Source organism: Actinacidiphila glaucinigra, from assembly GCF_035918135.1.
Lineage (GTDB): Bacteria > Actinomycetota > Actinomycetes > Streptomycetales > Streptomycetaceae > Actinacidiphila > Actinacidiphila glaucinigra.
The window spans coordinates 9,220,442-9,235,573 of record NZ_CP109144.1; the positions used below are offsets into that span (position 1 = coordinate 9,220,442).

Annotated in this window: 14 protein-coding genes and 1 pseudogene; 2 read left to right on the forward strand and 13 right to left on the reverse strand. The window is 70.6% G+C overall.

Features of this window, described 5'->3' with window-relative positions; translation table 11 throughout:
- Positions 1-109: 109 nt before the first annotated feature.
- The 4 genes and pseudogenes from OIE69_RS41885 to OIE69_RS41900 form a co-directional block, all read right to left on the reverse strand.
- On the reverse strand, positions 110-2,335 hold the full coding sequence (locus OIE69_RS41885) for a SpoIIE family protein phosphatase (protein ID WP_326580709.1): 2,226 nt from the start codon (positions 2,333-2,335) through the stop codon (positions 110-112).
- Positions 2,336-2,468: 133 nt separating this feature from the next.
- Entirely contained in the window at positions 2,469-3,368 is a 900-nt protein-coding gene (locus OIE69_RS41890; protein ID WP_326580710.1) for a universal stress protein, read from the reverse strand.
- A gap of 146 nt (positions 3,369-3,514) precedes the next feature.
- Positions 3,515-3,700: pseudogene (locus OIE69_RS41895) on the reverse strand (type I glyceraldehyde-3-phosphate dehydrogenase); the annotation flags it as partial.
- Positions 3,701-3,833: 133 nt separating this feature from the next.
- Positions 3,834-4,457, reverse strand: a complete 624-nt coding sequence (locus OIE69_RS41900; RefSeq protein ID WP_326580711.1) for a hypothetical protein — start codon at positions 4,455-4,457, stop codon at positions 3,834-3,836.
- A gap of 693 nt (positions 4,458-5,150) precedes the next feature.
- On the opposite strand from OIE69_RS41900, the gene OIE69_RS41905 reads away from it, so the two are divergent.
- Complete coding sequence (locus tag OIE69_RS41905; protein ID WP_326580712.1) at positions 5,151-6,860, forward strand: sensor histidine kinase; 1,710 nt, start codon at positions 5,151-5,153, stop codon at positions 6,858-6,860.
- 21 nt (positions 6,861-6,881) lie between these two features.
- On the opposite strand, the gene OIE69_RS41910 is transcribed toward OIE69_RS41905, so the two are convergent.
- From OIE69_RS41910 to OIE69_RS41920, 3 genes are all read right to left on the reverse strand, one after another.
- Positions 6,882-7,856 (reverse strand): Acg family FMN-binding oxidoreductase, encoded by a 975-nt coding sequence (locus tag OIE69_RS41910; protein ID WP_326580713.1) that lies wholly within the window; start codon positions 7,854-7,856, stop codon positions 6,882-6,884.
- Positions 7,857-7,957: 101 nt separating this feature from the next.
- Positions 7,958-8,659 (reverse strand): response regulator transcription factor, encoded by a 702-nt coding sequence (locus OIE69_RS41915; RefSeq protein ID WP_326580714.1) that lies wholly within the window; start codon positions 8,657-8,659, stop codon positions 7,958-7,960.
- Positions 8,660-8,769: 110 nt separating this feature from the next.
- Positions 8,770-9,438, reverse strand: a complete 669-nt coding sequence (locus OIE69_RS41920; protein WP_326580715.1) for a helix-turn-helix domain-containing protein — start codon at positions 9,436-9,438, stop codon at positions 8,770-8,772.
- Between the two features lie 213 nt (positions 9,439-9,651).
- Between OIE69_RS41920 and OIE69_RS41925 the strand changes: the two genes are divergently transcribed.
- On the forward strand, positions 9,652-10,221 hold the full coding sequence (locus tag OIE69_RS41925; protein ID WP_451916775.1) for an Rv1733c family protein: 570 nt from the start codon (positions 9,652-9,654) through the stop codon (positions 10,219-10,221).
- A gap of 34 nt (positions 10,222-10,255) precedes the next feature.
- Here OIE69_RS41925 and OIE69_RS41930 read toward each other — a convergent pair whose 3' ends face one another.
- The 6 genes from OIE69_RS41930 to OIE69_RS41955 form a co-directional block, all read right to left on the reverse strand.
- Positions 10,256-10,888, reverse strand: coding sequence for a CBS domain-containing protein (locus OIE69_RS41930; RefSeq protein ID WP_326580717.1), 633 nt, complete (start codon positions 10,886-10,888; stop codon positions 10,256-10,258).
- Between the two features lie 11 nt (positions 10,889-10,899).
- The gene (locus OIE69_RS41935; protein ID WP_326580718.1) at positions 10,900-11,364 is read right to left on the reverse strand and encodes a Crp/Fnr family transcriptional regulator; all 465 of its coding nucleotides are present in this window, start codon (positions 11,362-11,364) and stop codon (positions 10,900-10,902) included.
- Positions 11,365-11,548: 184 nt separating this feature from the next.
- Positions 11,549-12,472, reverse strand: a complete 924-nt coding sequence (locus tag OIE69_RS41940; protein WP_326580719.1) for a universal stress protein — start codon at positions 12,470-12,472, stop codon at positions 11,549-11,551.
- A 24-nt stretch (positions 12,473-12,496) separates the two neighbouring features.
- Positions 12,497-13,159, reverse strand: coding sequence for a helix-turn-helix domain-containing protein (locus tag OIE69_RS41945; RefSeq protein WP_326580720.1), 663 nt, complete (start codon positions 13,157-13,159; stop codon positions 12,497-12,499).
- A 26-nt stretch (positions 13,160-13,185) separates the two neighbouring features.
- Positions 13,186-14,253 carry a zinc-dependent alcohol dehydrogenase family protein gene (locus OIE69_RS41950; protein ID WP_326580721.1) on the reverse strand — a complete coding sequence of 356 codons (1,068 nt, stop codon included), beginning with the start codon at positions 14,251-14,253 and terminating at the stop codon, positions 13,186-13,188.
- A gap of 187 nt (positions 14,254-14,440) precedes the next feature.
- Positions 14,441-15,082 (reverse strand): CBS domain-containing protein, encoded by a 642-nt coding sequence (locus OIE69_RS41955; protein WP_326580722.1) that lies wholly within the window; start codon positions 15,080-15,082, stop codon positions 14,441-14,443.
- Between the last annotated feature and the right edge of the window lie 50 nt (positions 15,083-15,132).

Consider the following 15,132-nt stretch of genomic DNA (forward strand, 5'->3'; position numbering starts at 1 on the left):
TACGGTGCAGCTGAAGCGGGCTCGAGTGTGGATGACAGTTCCAACGGGGGTCCTTCTGCTCAGGCGCGTGATGATTCCGGCGCCTCGCCAGCCATTGCCAGCGCAGGATTTAACGGGGAACGGCGATTTCACACCAGACCACTTTGCCGCGGCCGCTGGGCGAACTTCCCCACTCGCCGAGAGCGTCCACGATGATCAGGCCGCGGCCGTGTTCTGCCTGAGCATTCTCCTCCTCGCATGCTGAGAGAGAGGAGGGAAGCGGTGGTGTCACGTCGGTATCACGGACCTCGAGGCGGATGCGGTCCGGATGCAGACGCAGCCGCAGCTCGACGTAACTGTCGGCATGAGTCAAGGCGTTCGTCACGACTTCCGACGCCATGAGTTCCAGGTCGTCCGTCATGGCTTCCAACTTCCAGCTCTTCAGGCAGTCTCTGACGAACTCGCGGGCGGCTTTGACGCCGTGCAGATCGTGCCGCTGGATCTCCATGCGGCTGGCTCGGTGTTGTGGTCCTGTGCCGGCGCAGAGGGCGAACAGGAGGGCAACGTCATCTCTGCGTTCAGGGGGGGAGGGCACCATGGACGTGAGACGGTCCGCTAGGTCCTCCAGGCAGTGGTCGGCACCTTTCTGGCTGGCAGCGGTGAGCATTTTGCCTGCACTGGTGACCACGTCAGGCCCGTGTGCCGTGCTGAGGCCGTCGGTGTACAGAAACAGCACCGTCCCTGCTGAGAGGTTCGCCTCAAAGACCTGATAGGGCACGGGTGATGGCGCACCCAGGGGAACGCCGATGAGCGTGTCAAGCGTTTCGATACCGCCGTCGGGACCACGGATCAGCGGCGCCGGGTGACCGGCCAGGGCCACCTCGGCTGTCCCGTCGGCCGAATTCAAATAGACGATACAACACGTCGCCAGCAGCTCGCTTTCCAACTGACTGAGCATGGTGCTGGCGCGTGTCAGCACCGCTTCCGGGCTGTGGCCCTCGCTCACGTACGCGAGTACTGCGCTGCGCATCTGCCCCATGACCACGCAGCTTTCGATGGAGTGGCCCTCAACGTCACCGATGACCAGCCCGATGCCTCCGGACGGTAGGGCGACCACGTCGTACCAGTCCCCGCCGCTGTTTCTGGACGGAGCGGGCAGGTAACGAGCGGTGGTGACCACCTCCGGCAGGTCGGACAGGGCGCGGGGCAGCAGCCGCCTTTGCAGGCTCTCTGCGAGAGCGTGCTCGCCTTCGCTCAGGAGAGCCCGTTCCAATGCCTGGCCGAGCGAATCGGCCATCGTCATCATCACTGCCTGTGCTTCCGCACCGAAAAGCCGGTGCTCTGCCCACCCGAGGGAGCAGACACCGACCGGGTGCCCGCTTGCCCGCATGGGCAGATGTGCCCACGCCTGATTGCCGTCGTCCTGCGCGTCGGGGTAGGCCGTGAGCAGGTCAGTACGCTGTGGGAAGAAGTAAGGGTCGCAGCCGCGCAGGACGTCGGCCACAGGAGTAGCCCTGTTCCTGACAGCGCTGGATCCGTGGACCTGCCTGACCACTTTCGAAGCCGGGCCAGCGTGTCCGACGACCCACAGCCTGCCGTCAGCGACGACCGTCACGATGAGACTCTGCGCACCGAGAGTGCCCATCATTCGTGACCGGGCGGCTTCTACGACTCCGTGCGGGGTCACCACCGAGTTCAGTTCGTCGGCCAGCCTGAGGACTTGGTAGATCCAGCTCAGGCCGGCCGAGCCGGGAACATCGGGCAGTCCCCACCGGGTCGCAGGTTCGGTCAGGGGGCTGCGAGGCTTGAACACAGGGAAGATCAGCGGTTGCCTCCCCGGCCGTATCGATGTTCCGCCTGCAGCCAAGTCCGCCAGCTCGCGCGTCAAGTTCGCGCCCACTTCCCGCAGCCTCTTACGCTGGTCTTCGCTGAGAACGCCGTCCCTCCAGGGGATCCGGCTGACAGCCAGCGCCCCGTACCGGTGGTCCGGGTCGGCCAGGGGTACGGCCACCACTGCATACGGTGCACGGACGGGGCCTACGTCGTCCGGACGAACGCCCGGTTCTCCGATGATGGCCGTCCTTCCGGTTCGGCACGCCAGCGCTGAAGCCCGCGGCCCATGCAGTGGCATGCGCTCTGGCATATTGAAGACGGCCGGAGGCGTGCCGCCGATCACTGCCGCGCTCAGCCATTCGCCGTCGTCCTCGAGTAGGTAGGCAATCCCGGCCACCGCGTCGAACTCGACCACCGCCTGGCGGATCGCAGAAACCAGCAACTTGTCCAGGGCCTCGGCGTTCGCCGAGAGATGTGCTGAGCGAGCGCTGCCCTCAGCGTTCTGTCGCGCGATGCTGCTCATCCGTGCCCCCGTTCCAAGCGACGACTATCACCCGTCCAACCAAAATGATGATCACCACAGCGGCACGATCTGTGTTGCGTGGCGTACTGCGTCATTTTCAGCCTCCACTCCTGGCAGGGGGCGGTGAACGGGGTCAGGGGTGAGCGACGACGGCCACGGGCGCGGCGCTGTGATGTAGGACCGCGTGCGTGACCGGGCCGATGTGGCTGCCGACCGCCGAGCGGCGGATGCGGCGGCCGACCACGATCAGGCAGGCGTCGGCGGAGGCATCCACCAGGTGGTCTGCCGCTCGGCCGATGATCTGGCGGGCGTGGACGTCCACCTCGGGGTACTTCAGATGCCACGGGCGCAGGGCCTTGGTGAGCGCCGTGTCGCGTTCCGACGTCGCCGCCTGGATCAGATCCGGCAGAACTATGCCGGATCCGTGCACGTTCGGTGGCAGGGTCCAGCCGTGGACGATCCGCAGGCGGGCGGCCCGGTCTGCGGCGGCGTCGAAGGCGAAGGCGAGCAGGTCCTCGTGGGGCCGGTCCAGGTCGAGGCCGAGGACGACGTCCCGGTATCCGGTGGTGGCCGACGCCAGCCCGCCGGCGTCCGGCAGGTGCTCGTCCTCAGCCGTTTTCCCAGCCCTGACCAGGACGACCGGGCGGTGCACGGTGGCGATGACCGCCAAGGCCACGGAGCCGACGAGGAAGCCGGTGATGCCGTGCAGCCCGCGGGAGCCGAGCGCCATCACCTCGGCCTCGCCGGCGGCGGCTGCGAGGACCGCCACGGGCTGCCCGGCGATCTCCTCCGAGGTGATCTCCAACTGCGGGTACCGCTCGCGCAGGGCGACGGCCGCCTCCCGGGGAACCCCTGCCGCCCAGGCGCGCATGGTCACCGGCCCGGCCAGGGGGGCGTTGGCGTACGGCTGCCACTCCCAGGCGTGCAGCAACCGCAGGGGCAGGCCACGCAAGCCGGCCTCCCTGGCCGCCCAGTCGGCGGCCGCCAGGCTCTCGGGGGAGCCGTCCACACCGGCGATGACGCACCGCACCATGGCGATGACCTCCTTGCGGGAGTCGGGGAGAGGCCGCTGGAGCCTCTCTGCTTTCAGCGTTCCCTGGTGGCCCGGCCGACGGGATGGGCCGCAGGTCCCGGCAGGGGACCGGTCGGCCCATGCCGGAGGCGGTCCTGTAGGCGGGCGGCGACGTACTCGGTGAGGTCGGGCAGTCGGTTGCAGTAGCCCCACTCGTTGTCGTACCAGCCGAAGACCTTCACCAGGTTGCCGTGGGCCTGTGTCAGAGCGGTGTCCACGATGCAGGAGGCGGGGTCGCCGATGACGCCGCGGGAGACGATCGGGGCGGTGCTGCCCCGAGGGACGCCGTTCAACGATCTGTCGTTGCGTCCGATCCGGCCGAATCCGTTGATGCCGATGCGCACGGTCATGTCGGTCCTCCTCTTTTCTCCTCGTGGGCGAGACCCGGGGAGCCGAGCTCCCCGGGCCGGTGGTGGGCCGTGCGCTTCAGCGGAGCCAGGCGTGGTCGCGGACCAGGGGCAGCCGGGCCCAGACGCGACCCAGGCCCCAGGTGGTGCCCGCGGAGGCGGCGGCAAGGGCGATCAGCACAACCGCGTAGACGAGGTGGTAGTCGGCGAAGGGGTTGGTCGACATGCTGGGCGCCCCGTCGGCCAGGTGCCGGGCCGGAGGCCACTCGGCGACCCACATCAGGGCCATCATCGCGGTGCCGGCCACGGCGGAGATCCGCAGCGCCACACCGCTCATGACCGCGACGCCGACGCCCAGCAGGCCCAGCATGAACAGCCAGTCCGCCCAGGCGGCCCCGGCCCAGGCGTGGAAGGTGGACTGCAAGGGACCCGCGGCGACGCCGCTGAGGAACCCCTTGGTCGGCGAGCCGCCGTCGATCCAGCCCTTGCCGGAACCGGTGGCGTAGCCGAGACCGAAGGTCTTGTCGAGGAAGGCCCACAGGAAGACGAACCCGGTCAGGACGCGCAGGCCCGCGAAGACATACGCGCCGGCGGCCGCGGCGGACGTGGCCGCCGCCTCACCGGAGGTGGGGGCGGTGCCGGTCTTGAGCCACCCCGGGAGGCGGAAGCCGGTGTGCCGTTGAGGGTGTCCTTGGATGGCCATGGTGTCGATCCCTTCCAGTCCGTAAAGAGCGTGAACGCGGCGGATTTCATTGCGTGTTCACTGTCCTGCGGGACGGGGTGCTTCGCCGTGGGCCGAAGGCCCGCCCGTATGGGGCCGAACGTCCCTGCTGTGGCGGCCGGTTGGTGCGTCGTTGGCGTGCAGGCCTCGCGCACGGAGCTACTCGCGCCCGCGGCCGGTCGGTCCGGCACGGGCGTGCCGCGCAGGCCGCCGTTCGGTATGATCGACCGCTTCAGCGGTGCGGCGGTCGGCAGGCCGACGATCAGTTCCCGTTCGCGATCTATGTACTCGGGGCGTGCAAAGCTTCGCACGCAGATCCGGTCCCGCCAGCACCGGCGGGTGAAGCCGCGCCGCGCCGTGTGTCCCCCTGAGGACCTTCGATGTCGTAGCCCTCGCGGGTTGTCCTTTTTGGAGCACCTGTTGCCGCAAGGTCGTTCCTCGTGTGGGCCCGGCACCGCGGGCAGGGTCGTCGGGGTCATTGAGGGGCCACGGGGTCCCTGTGGCAGCGACAGCGGGGCTCTGCGCCGCGGCTTCGGCGCCAGCGAAGCGGCGGCGGGAGCACCCTCCCGTTGGCATCTGGCCGAACGGCTGTGGAAGAGCGTTCGAGACGGCCCGGATCCCGCTATGTTGAAGCTGGTCAGAGCTGCAGCTGCGCCGGATGGAGGATCCGTGGGGATGGAAGGCAGCGAGGGCGCGGAGCGCCTGCCCCGGTTGAGGCTCGACGAGTTGCTGGACGAGTTGCAGGTACGCATCGACGCGGTGCGCGGCACCCGTGATCGGGTGCACAGCCTGCTGGAGGCGGTGCTGTCGGTCGGCCGTGAGCTGGACCTGCCGCACGTGCTGCGGCGGATCGTGGAGGCGGCGGTCGTGCTCGTGGACGCCGAGTACGGAGCCCTCGGGGTGATCGGCGATGACGCGAAGCTCGCCCAGTTCCTGACCGTGGGTGTGTCGGACCGGCAGAGCCAGGCGATCGGCCCTCTGCCGTCCGGGCACGGCATCCTCGGTGAGCTGATCCGGCACCCCGAGCCGCTGCGCCTGCAGGAGCTCTCCCAGCATCCGGCCTCGTATGGCTTCCCGGCCGGCCACCCCCCGATGCACTCGTTCCTGGGCGTGCCGATCCGGGTCCGCGACGAGGTGTTCGGCAACCTGTACCTGACGGAGAAGCGCGGCGGCAAGGAGTTCGACGGCGAGGACGAGACCGTGCTGTCCACCCTGGCGGTGGCGGCCGGGGTCGCGATCGACAACGCCCGGCTCTACCAGGAGGCCCGGTCCAGGCAGCGGTGGCTGGAGGCGAACTCGGAGATCACCGCCAGCCTGCTGTCGGGGGTCGAGGAGTCGGGCGTCCTGGAGTTGATCGTGGAGCACGCCCGCGGCATCACCGGCGCGGACCTCGGCGTGGTGGCACGCCCGATCGACGGGACGACGGACGTCGAGGTGGCGATCGCCACCGGCACCGACGCGGACATCCACCGTGGCCTCATTCTGCCCCGTGAGGGATCGTTCGCAGGGGCCGCCATGGAGGCCGGCGAACCGATCACCAGTCCCGACGTCGCGCACGATCCGCGCATCACCGCGGGTCCGCCCCGGTTCGTCGGGCTCGGTCCGGCGGTGGCCGTCCCGATGAGCACCCCCCAGGGGGTGCGCGGCGCGCTGCTGCTGGCCCGCGCCCAGGGGCGAGCCCTGTTCACCGACACCGAGACGGCGCTGCTCCTGGCGTTCGCCGGATCGGCCGCGCTCGCCATGGAACTGGCCGAGCGGCGCCGTGCCGCGGAGCAGCTGGCCCAGCTCGAGGACCGCGACCGGATCGCACGGGACCTGCACGACCTGGCCATCCAGCGGCTGTTCGCCACCGGCATGACCCTGCAGAGCGCGGCGCGTTTCGTCGACCATCCCCAGGCGAGCGAACGGCTGTTGCGCGCGGTGGACGACCTGGACGAAACCATCAAGATCATCCGGTCGACGATCTTCGGGCTCCGCGCCCACGACACGGCCCCGGCCCGGCAGGGTCTGCGGGTGCGCACCGTCAAGGCGGTGGAAGAGGCCGTGACTGTCCTCGGATTCACCCCGTCGCTGCGAATGGAAGGCCTCATCGACACCGACGTCCCCGCCGCCGTGGCCGACGAGGTCGTCGCGGTGCTGGGCGAGGCACTGTCCAACGTCGCCCGGCACGCGCACGCTGGTTCGGCCCAGGTGGCCCTGGTGGTCGGCTCCGGAACCTTGACCCTGACCGTGACCGACGACGGCGTGGGACTGTCCGAAGGCGGCCGCCGCAGCGGCCTGGCCAATCTCGCCCGACGGGCGGAGAAGCTCGGCGGGACGTTCACCGCTCAGGCGCGGGCCTCCGGCGGCACCCACCTGGAATGGCATGTCCCCGTGAGCCGATAGCCATACTGCCCTTCGAGGGAGCTACGTCCTGTCCAGGACCTGGTGCGCCGGGATCCGGGGGCTTGCCGGGCCCTGTGGACCGTATCCGAGCCGGACGAGCATCTGGACGTACCCCGGGCCGCCGTCCGTACTGCGCAGCGCCCAGCGCAGGTCGGGCCACTCCAGCGCTTGATGCAGCAGCGACGCCCGCACTCCGTGCGCGGTGGCGACCAGCAGGACGCGCTCCAGCGCCTGGCCGGCCCGCAGCCAGTCCGCCCGCCGGTCGTGGGCGGTGGAGAGCACGGCGATGAGGGGCCGCCGTTCGAAGACAGCGGAGGGGAGCTGCCTTTCCGGCCGGAGTGCGGAGAAGTCCCGCATGGGCAGCCTGTCGGCGGCGTCCCGCGGGCCCAGAGCGGCCGGGGCAAGCCCGTCCGCAGCGCCGTCATGGATCCAGCCGCGGCTTTCGGCGCGGCGCGCGGGGTCGGTGACGCCGCGCTGTTCCGCCTCCGAGGTCAGCCGCAGTATCCGCTGGGTCTCGCCGGTGTCCGGCAGGTACAGCGTGGCCCCCTCCGCGTGGGCCGCCTCGTTCAGTTCGGTGAGAACGGGTCCCGGGGGCCGGTGCGCGGAGAAGGGTGCGCGGCTGCTGTGGCGGCGCCACAGTGCCTGGTACAGGTCCGCGCGGTTCACGCCGACGCTGCGGTGCGGACCGGCCGGCCGCACCGAGGCCAGCAGGTCCGGCTGCGCCGGGACGGGCAGCAGCCGGACGACGGGCTCCCAGCCGAAGTGGGCGACCGCGACCCGCAGGTTGAACACTGCGGCACCGACGGACAGGTGCAGCGCCCGTCCCAGCGGGTCGGTCTCCCGCAGCCCGCGCTCACCGGCGGCGCGGACCAGGATCGTGGCGGTCTCCGGCTCCAGCCGGAAACGCCACGGCTGGCTGTTGTGGAAGGACGGCGCGGCGACAGCAGCGGAGATGAGCTTTTCCAGCGTCGCCCCGTCAAGGGTCTCGGGCATCATGGCGCTCTCCTTGCGGCGGAACCTGTCCCCAGGTTCCGCCGCTGCCATCCCGGTGGGGGAGGGGTCGACCGTCCCGGCGGCAGGGGCCGCGTGGCATGGTCTCAGCGGCGCGGCTCCGCCTCTCCGCCGTTGGGCTGGTGCTGGGTGGCGAGGACAGCGGCCTGGATGCGGCGTTCGACGCCGAGCTTGGCCAGCATCCGGGAGATGTGGTTCTTGACCGTTTTCTCCGAGAGGAAGAGGCGCTTGCCGATCTGCCGGTTCGTCAGGCCCTCTCCGATGAGTTCCAGGATCTCCCGCTCGCGCGGGGTGAGCGTGGCGAGGATCTCGTTCTGCGGGGTCGCCGGTTCTTCCTGGTGGCGCAGGCTGTTCATCAACCGGGCGGTGGTCGCCGGGTCGAGCATCGACTGGCCCGAGGCCACGGTGCGGACCGCGGAGATCAGATCGGAGCCCTTGATCTGCTTGAGCACGTAGCCTGCGGCCCCGGCCATGATCGCGTCCAGCAGGGCGTCGTCGTCGTCGAAGGAGGTCAGCATCAGACAGGCCAGTTCCGGCATGCGCGAGCGCAGCTCCCGGCAGATGCCGATGCCGTCGCCGTCCGGCAGGCGCACGTCCAGGATCGCCACGTCCGGCCGCAGGGCAGGTCCCCGGGCCAGCGCGTGGTCGACCGTGCCGGCCTCCCCGACGACCTCGATGTCCGGCTCGGCGTCGAGCAGATCGTGCACGCCCCGCCGCACCACCTCGTGGTCGTCTACCAGGAACACCCTGATCGGCGTCTGCGGTGAAAACTGTCCTGCACCGGTCATCCCGGCCCCCTGCCCATGTGCGCTGCGCTGTTGTCCCATGACCCTGCGATCGTCAGCCACAAGCCCTGCGCACGCCAGGGCCGAACGGACCCATCAGCGCCGGCGGCACCTCAGGGGACGTCGATGCGCCGCCCACTGATCCCTTCCACATCGATCCGCACCCACATGCTGCGGTCGTCGTCGCCCGGCCACGGGCCGCTGTACACCTGCTTGCCGAGGTACTGCACGGCCTCCGGGTCCTCGACACGATGGGCCCGGCCGCGGACCAGGACACTCCAGCCCTGGCTGAGCGCCTCGTCCACGTGGTCCACCTCGAAGACGACTTCCGTTCCGGTGACCTCGGCAGGTCCCGAGCCGGGCGCTGTCCTGAAGACGATGGATCGGTCGACCACGCTGTAGTTCACGGGCAGGATGGCCTCGCGGCCGGGAGTGGTCACCGTGATACGGCCCACTCCGTGTCGGTTCAGGCGCGCCCAGCACTCCTGGGGGGTGAGCTCCAGGAACTGTGCGTGCGGTGAAGCGCGTCCGAGGCGGCCGGGCGGAAGGTCGGCCTCCCCTCCGTTGAGCGCGACGACCGTCGTGTCCAGGACCGCCGCGAGGGTTCCCAGCGTTCCCGGGCCCGGAGCGGCGGTGGACTGCTCTTCGATGAACCGCAGATAACTGGTGGCCATGCCGGCCCGGGACGCGACTTCCTCACGGGTCAGGCCCAGCTCGTCCCGCCGTTTGGCCACACGGCGCCCCATGTCACCAGGGGCGGCCGGATACGGATTGGGTGCCATGCTGTTCACTTCCTTGTCGCGAGGCCCTGGACAGCGTTCCAGGACAGCTCCCTTCTTTGTTGATCGTGTCCCACCCGCGGTGCCCGCACCAGGGCCGATCGGACCCACGGGCGGGCGAGAACGGCCTGCCCGGCCCACCCGGACGGTCTTTCCGGCCCCTGCTCTGCAGCCTGGCCCCGTGAGACCGTCACCACAGGGAAAGGGGGCGCGGCCATGGGTAATGCGGTGAGGTTCTGGCGCTGGAGGCGCAATCCGCTGCGACGCGGAACGGATGTCGCGGAGGCATGGACGGGAGTGGCAACCGCGGTGCTGATCGCCGTCGGCGGCCCGGCGGCTGGTGCCGCCACCGCCGTCGCGGTGGAACACGACGCGCTCCACCAAAGTCAGGGATTGCACCAGGTGACGGCTGTCGTGACCGAGAACGCCGCAGACGCGGAAAACGACTACACCGGCTCCACCGGCAAGGTGCATGCCACCGCGAGGTGGATCACGCCTGAAGGATCCGAGCGCACCGGCAGCGCCCGCGTGGACCCGAACAGCCGGGCCGGCTCCACCACAAGTGTCTGGGTGGACCGCAACGACGAGCTCCGGGAACCGCCGCTCACCCCGGTGCAGGCGGAGGTGCAGGGGCAGGTGTTCGGTGTCTTCGCAGCCGTCGGAGCATGCGGGCTTGTTCTCGCGGGTCGCCGGGTCGTGCGGGTGCGCATCGACTGCCATCGCGCGCAGGCGTGGGACCGGGAGTGGGCCGAGGTCGAACCCTCCTGGGGCCACCGAAGGGCCTGACAGCATGCGCCGGGCACGCCCGGCGCCCGGCGGTTCAATCCCACACGGCGTCGACGACGCCTTCCACCGCGCGGGCGAACCGGGACGCCACCGGAGCCAGCGAGGGATCACCTGGCGCGCCGGAGAAGTGGACGACGCCCTCCTCGACGTGTGCCCGCACCGGCGAAGGCTCACCGGGGAACAGGTAGGCGACGATCTCGCGGCGCACCTCTTCGGCGATCTCCTCGTCCGGGCGCAGGAAGACCTTCAGCAGGTCTCCCCGGCTGACGATCCCGCACAGCATCCCCTCGCCATCGATGACCGGCAGCCGTTTCACGCGCCGAAAGGCCATGGCCCGTGCTGCCTGAGCCAAGGTGGCGTCGGCGTGCACGCACACGGCGGGCGCGCTCATCAGCTCGTCGGCGGTGGTGGCGCCGGCCTTGCACAGATCCGGCAGCCGCTGCATCTGGTCGTTGCGTGAGGGGGCGCTGTCGCGGTACTCCTCCTTGGGCAGCAGATCAGCCTCGGACACCACCCCGACGACGCGTCCTTCGCCCTCGAGAACGGGCAGGGCACTGACCTTCCACCGCTCCATCGTTGTGACGATCTCCTTGAATGAGGCGTCTCGGCCGACGGCGACGACGGCCTCGGTCATCACATCGGACACGATGTGCGGGCTGCCATGCATCAGTCCTCCTCTCAGTGCGCGGTAGCACTGCCGGCAGGACCGTAGAGGTCCAGCAGACGGGTGCGGGTCTGCAGAAGGCGTTGGGCGACGATCTCCGCCACCCGGCGGGACACGGCCCGGCCGAAGGCAGGATCCGCCTCGCACAGCGCGCGAACGATCGTGGCGTCGTACTCCACCGCCCGCACCGGGCTCTGCGCCTGGGCGCCCAGGTGCCAGACGTACGGGGGAAACAGCCAGGACCAGCCGAGCAGGTCGCCGTGGCCGAGGGTCTCCACCACGGCGGCTTGCCGACCGGGGACGTGCAGGTCCAGGGAGACCGACCCGGTGTGGATGATCCAGAAGCGGTCGGCTCGTTGCCCCTCTTCGAAGATGCGTGACCCGGCCGGGAAGGACACCTCACGGCCGAGCTCCGTCAGGCGCTCGCGGGCCTGCGGCGGCAGCGCATCCAGCAGGCCGATGGTGGTTGCGGTGGTCATCGTGACCCTCCCTGCTGGAGCCCGCCGTGTCGCGGCGGCGGAAGTTACGGCGGGCGGCCGTCCGGCGCCCCTCACCTTCAGCCTGTGCTGTGACGACGGCCGTGCGCTGGGGCCGACCGGCCTGTTGCAGGGCCCGGCCGGTACCTGCTTGCCCTGCCGACGTGGCCCCGCCTCGATCGTGCGCTCAGCCGATCGGGACCAGGACGACGGGGCAGTGCGCGTGATGCAGCACCGCGTGGGTGACCGGGCCCAGACGCATCCCGAGTGGGCTGGCCTCCCGCCGGTGGGCGCCGACCACCACCACGTCCGCCGCGCGGCTCGCCTCCACCAGTGCGGCGGCAGCGCGACCTGGGGCGGTGTCCACCCGCACGGCGACATCCGGGAAGCGCTCGGCCGGCTTGGACACGGCGAACCGGGCGAGTTCCTTGTGCTGCCGGGCTTGGGAGGCCAGGTCCTGGCGGTGGGAGACGGGCCACTCTCCCATGGAGATGTGCGGGTGGGTCCAGGTGTGCAGTACCCGCAGGCGTGCGCCGCGTCGTTCGGCCTCCTCGAAGGCGAACAGGGCGGCCTCGGCGTCGCTTTCATCCTCCAGACCGAGCAGCACCCTGTCGTGCAGCAGACCGCGCCGGGCGGCTGCGTCCTCCCCGCGGACGACCATCAGCGGGCCGGCGGTGTGGACCGCGACCCGTAGGCTGACGGAGCCCAGGAGCAGCCCGGCGAAGCCGCCGCGGCCTCGGGTGCCGACCACGGTCAGCGCGGCCGTCCGGCCCAGACGCACCAGCGCTGTCGCTGCCGGTTCGGCCGCCAGGTCCAGTGCGACCGGCACACCCGGGTGCCGGTCGGCCACACGCCTGGCGGCCAATTCCAGGACGGCCCGGGCCGCTTCACCCGCCGGGCGTTCGCGATCGGCGTCCAGTCCGAATCCGACGTCGCCCGGATCGGGCCACGGCAGACCGAGCACGATCCGCACGGCGGTGTCCCGCCGGTGTGCCTCGTCGGCCGCCCGGTCCAGGGCGCGCACGGCGGGATCCGATCCGTCGACCCCCACGACTACCTCCCCACGCGGCGCGTGGAGCCCTTCGTGCGGGCCGAATCCGGTGTCGGTCATGTCCGGCCTCCCATCGGTGCCCTGTCAGCCGACCACGATGCGGCGGCCCGTCACGCTCGCCGGGGTGATGCGCACCCACAGATCGCGGTCCCCGCCGGCCCACGGCCCGCTGTAGGCCTGCTCGTCCAGCCGCCGGACGCCCGTGGGGTCGGTGACGGTGTGCGCCATGCCACGGACGAGGACACTCCAGCCCTGGCTGAGCGCGTCGTCCACCTCGTCCACCTCGAATGCGCACTTGGTGTCGGACGCCTCCGTCGGGGTGGCGGCCGCAGCGGTGCGGAACGCGATCCCGCCATCGACGACGCAGTAGTTGACCGGCAAGACGGTAAGACCCTCGGGCATGGACAGGGCGATCCTGCCGACCCCGTGAGTGGACAGCAACTGCCAGCATTCCTCCGCGCCGAGTTCCACCAGTCGCGCGCGGCCCGCCGCTTGCCCGCGGCCCGGCGGCAGGTCGGCCTCGCCGCCGCTGAGCGCGGACACACTCGTGTTCAGCGTCATGGCCAGAGCATGCAGCGTCGCGATGCCGGGAGCTGCGGTGGAATCCCGCTCGACGTACCGCAGGTAGCCGGGGTCGATGCCAGCGTGGGCTGCCACGTCCTCCGGGGACAGACCTAGTTCCTCACGGCGCATCGCGATGCGCCGGCCGATGTCCCCGGCCACGGTTGTTGTGGGGTGCTTTGTCATGACCGGTCACGTCCCTTCCTCAGTGCTCAGTCGGTGAGCGCCACCGCTGTGTGCTGTGGGCCGCCGAGTATGACCTTGAGCGCCCCTGTGTCAGCCGCTCGTCCGAAGATGTCGTAGGCCTCCGCCATGTCGTGGAGTTCGAAGGTGTGGGTGACCAGCGATGCCGCGGGCAGGCGTCCGGCCGCCATCATGCGCAGCAGGGTCGGGGTGGAGTAGGTGTCCACCAGACCCGTAGTGATCGTCACGTTCCTGTTCCACAGGTCCTCCAGGTGGAGGGTGGCGGGCGTGCCGTGGACGCCGACGTTGGCCAGGTGCCCGCCCGGCCGGACGATGCGCGCGCACAGCTCGAAGCTGTCCGCAACGCCCACCGCCTCGATCACCACGTCGGCACCGAGTCCCTCGGTCAGGTCCTGGACCAGCCGCTCAGGCTGTTCGGCGGCATTGGCCACCGCCTCGGCCCCCAGGCGCTTGGCCGCGTCCAGACGGGCCTCCGCCAGGTCGATCGCGATGATCCGGTCGGGCGAGAACAGACGGGCCGTGACGATCGCGGCCAGTCCGATGGGCCCGCTGCCGACGACGGCGACCGTGTCGCCGGGCCGGACCCGGCCGTTGAGGACGCCCACCTCATAGGCCGTGGGGAAGATGTCGGCGAGCAGCACCGCGTCCTGACTGCTCACCGAGGCGGGCAGCGGGTGCAGGGACACGTCCGCGAACGGCACGCGCACGTACTCGGCCTGCGTCCCGTCGATCCGGTGGCCGAGCACCCAGCCTCCACCGCCCAGGCACTGCCCGTAGGCGCCCTCGCGGCAGAAACGGCACCGGCCGCACCCGGAGATGCAGGAGATCAGAACCCTGTCGCCGGGCCGCACCGTCGTGACCCCGGGAGCGGTCTCGACGACCTCGCCGACGGCTTCGTGGCCCAGTACGGTGCCGGGTCGGACGTCGGGCACGTCCCCCTTGAGAATGTGCAGGTCGGTTCCGCAGATGCTGACGGCGTCGACGCGGATGATCGCGTCGCCGGCGTCCTTGATCTCCGGATCCGGTACCTCTTGCCAGCGGGCCTGCCCAGGCTCCTGGAAAACCCACGCCTTCATGGCCTTCCCCTCCTCGGGTGGACACCAGTCCTGCTGCCAGGGTCGTGCGCGGCGCCCGGCTGGCGCTTGGGCCGGTCGGACCCGTCACGGGGCCGAGCGGGTCGCCGACCTGTCCTGACCGATGCCGGGGTGCCGGATCGGCGCGTCGGGCCGGGAAAGAGCGTCCCGGCCGATGCCTGAGGTGATGTCACACTCGGCTCGAGGTGAGGTCGAATCGCACGTCCACGACCCCTTCGACGGAGCGCACCAGCCGTGCCACCACCGGTACCAGGGACCGGTCGGCAAGCAGCCCGCTCACCGTCACGATCCCGTCGGCCACCTCGACGTCCACGCACTGCCACTCCTCGGGAAGGAGTTCGACCATGACGATTCCCCGCACGTCGCGGGCGATGTCCTCATCCGCCCGGAGGAGCACCTTGAGCAGGTCGCCCCGGCTCACCACACCCTGCAGCGCGCCGTCGGCGTCGACGACTGGCAGCCGCTTCACCCGATGCAATGCCATGGCCCGCGCCGCCTGCGCCACGGGCGCGTCCTCTCGCACGGTGACCGCCGTTGCCGTCATCAACTGCTCGGCGGTGACCGCGGCCGCCTTGTCCGGGCCCGCGCCGATCGGTGGGGCGTCGTCCTCGCGATGCTCCTCCTTGCGCAGCAGATCCGCCTCGGAGACCACGCCGACCACCCGGATGCCGTCGGCCACTACCGGCAGGGCGCTCACCTTCCATTGCTCCAGAGTCCGCACGATTTCCTTGAACGACGTGCCCAGGGTGACCGCGACGACCTTCCGCGTCATCACGTCGCTCACCGTCGCCGGGTGCCGGCTGGCATTCATGGCCGCCTCCTTCGACGCGGGACGGATATGCCCTCCTGCACCAGTCTCGG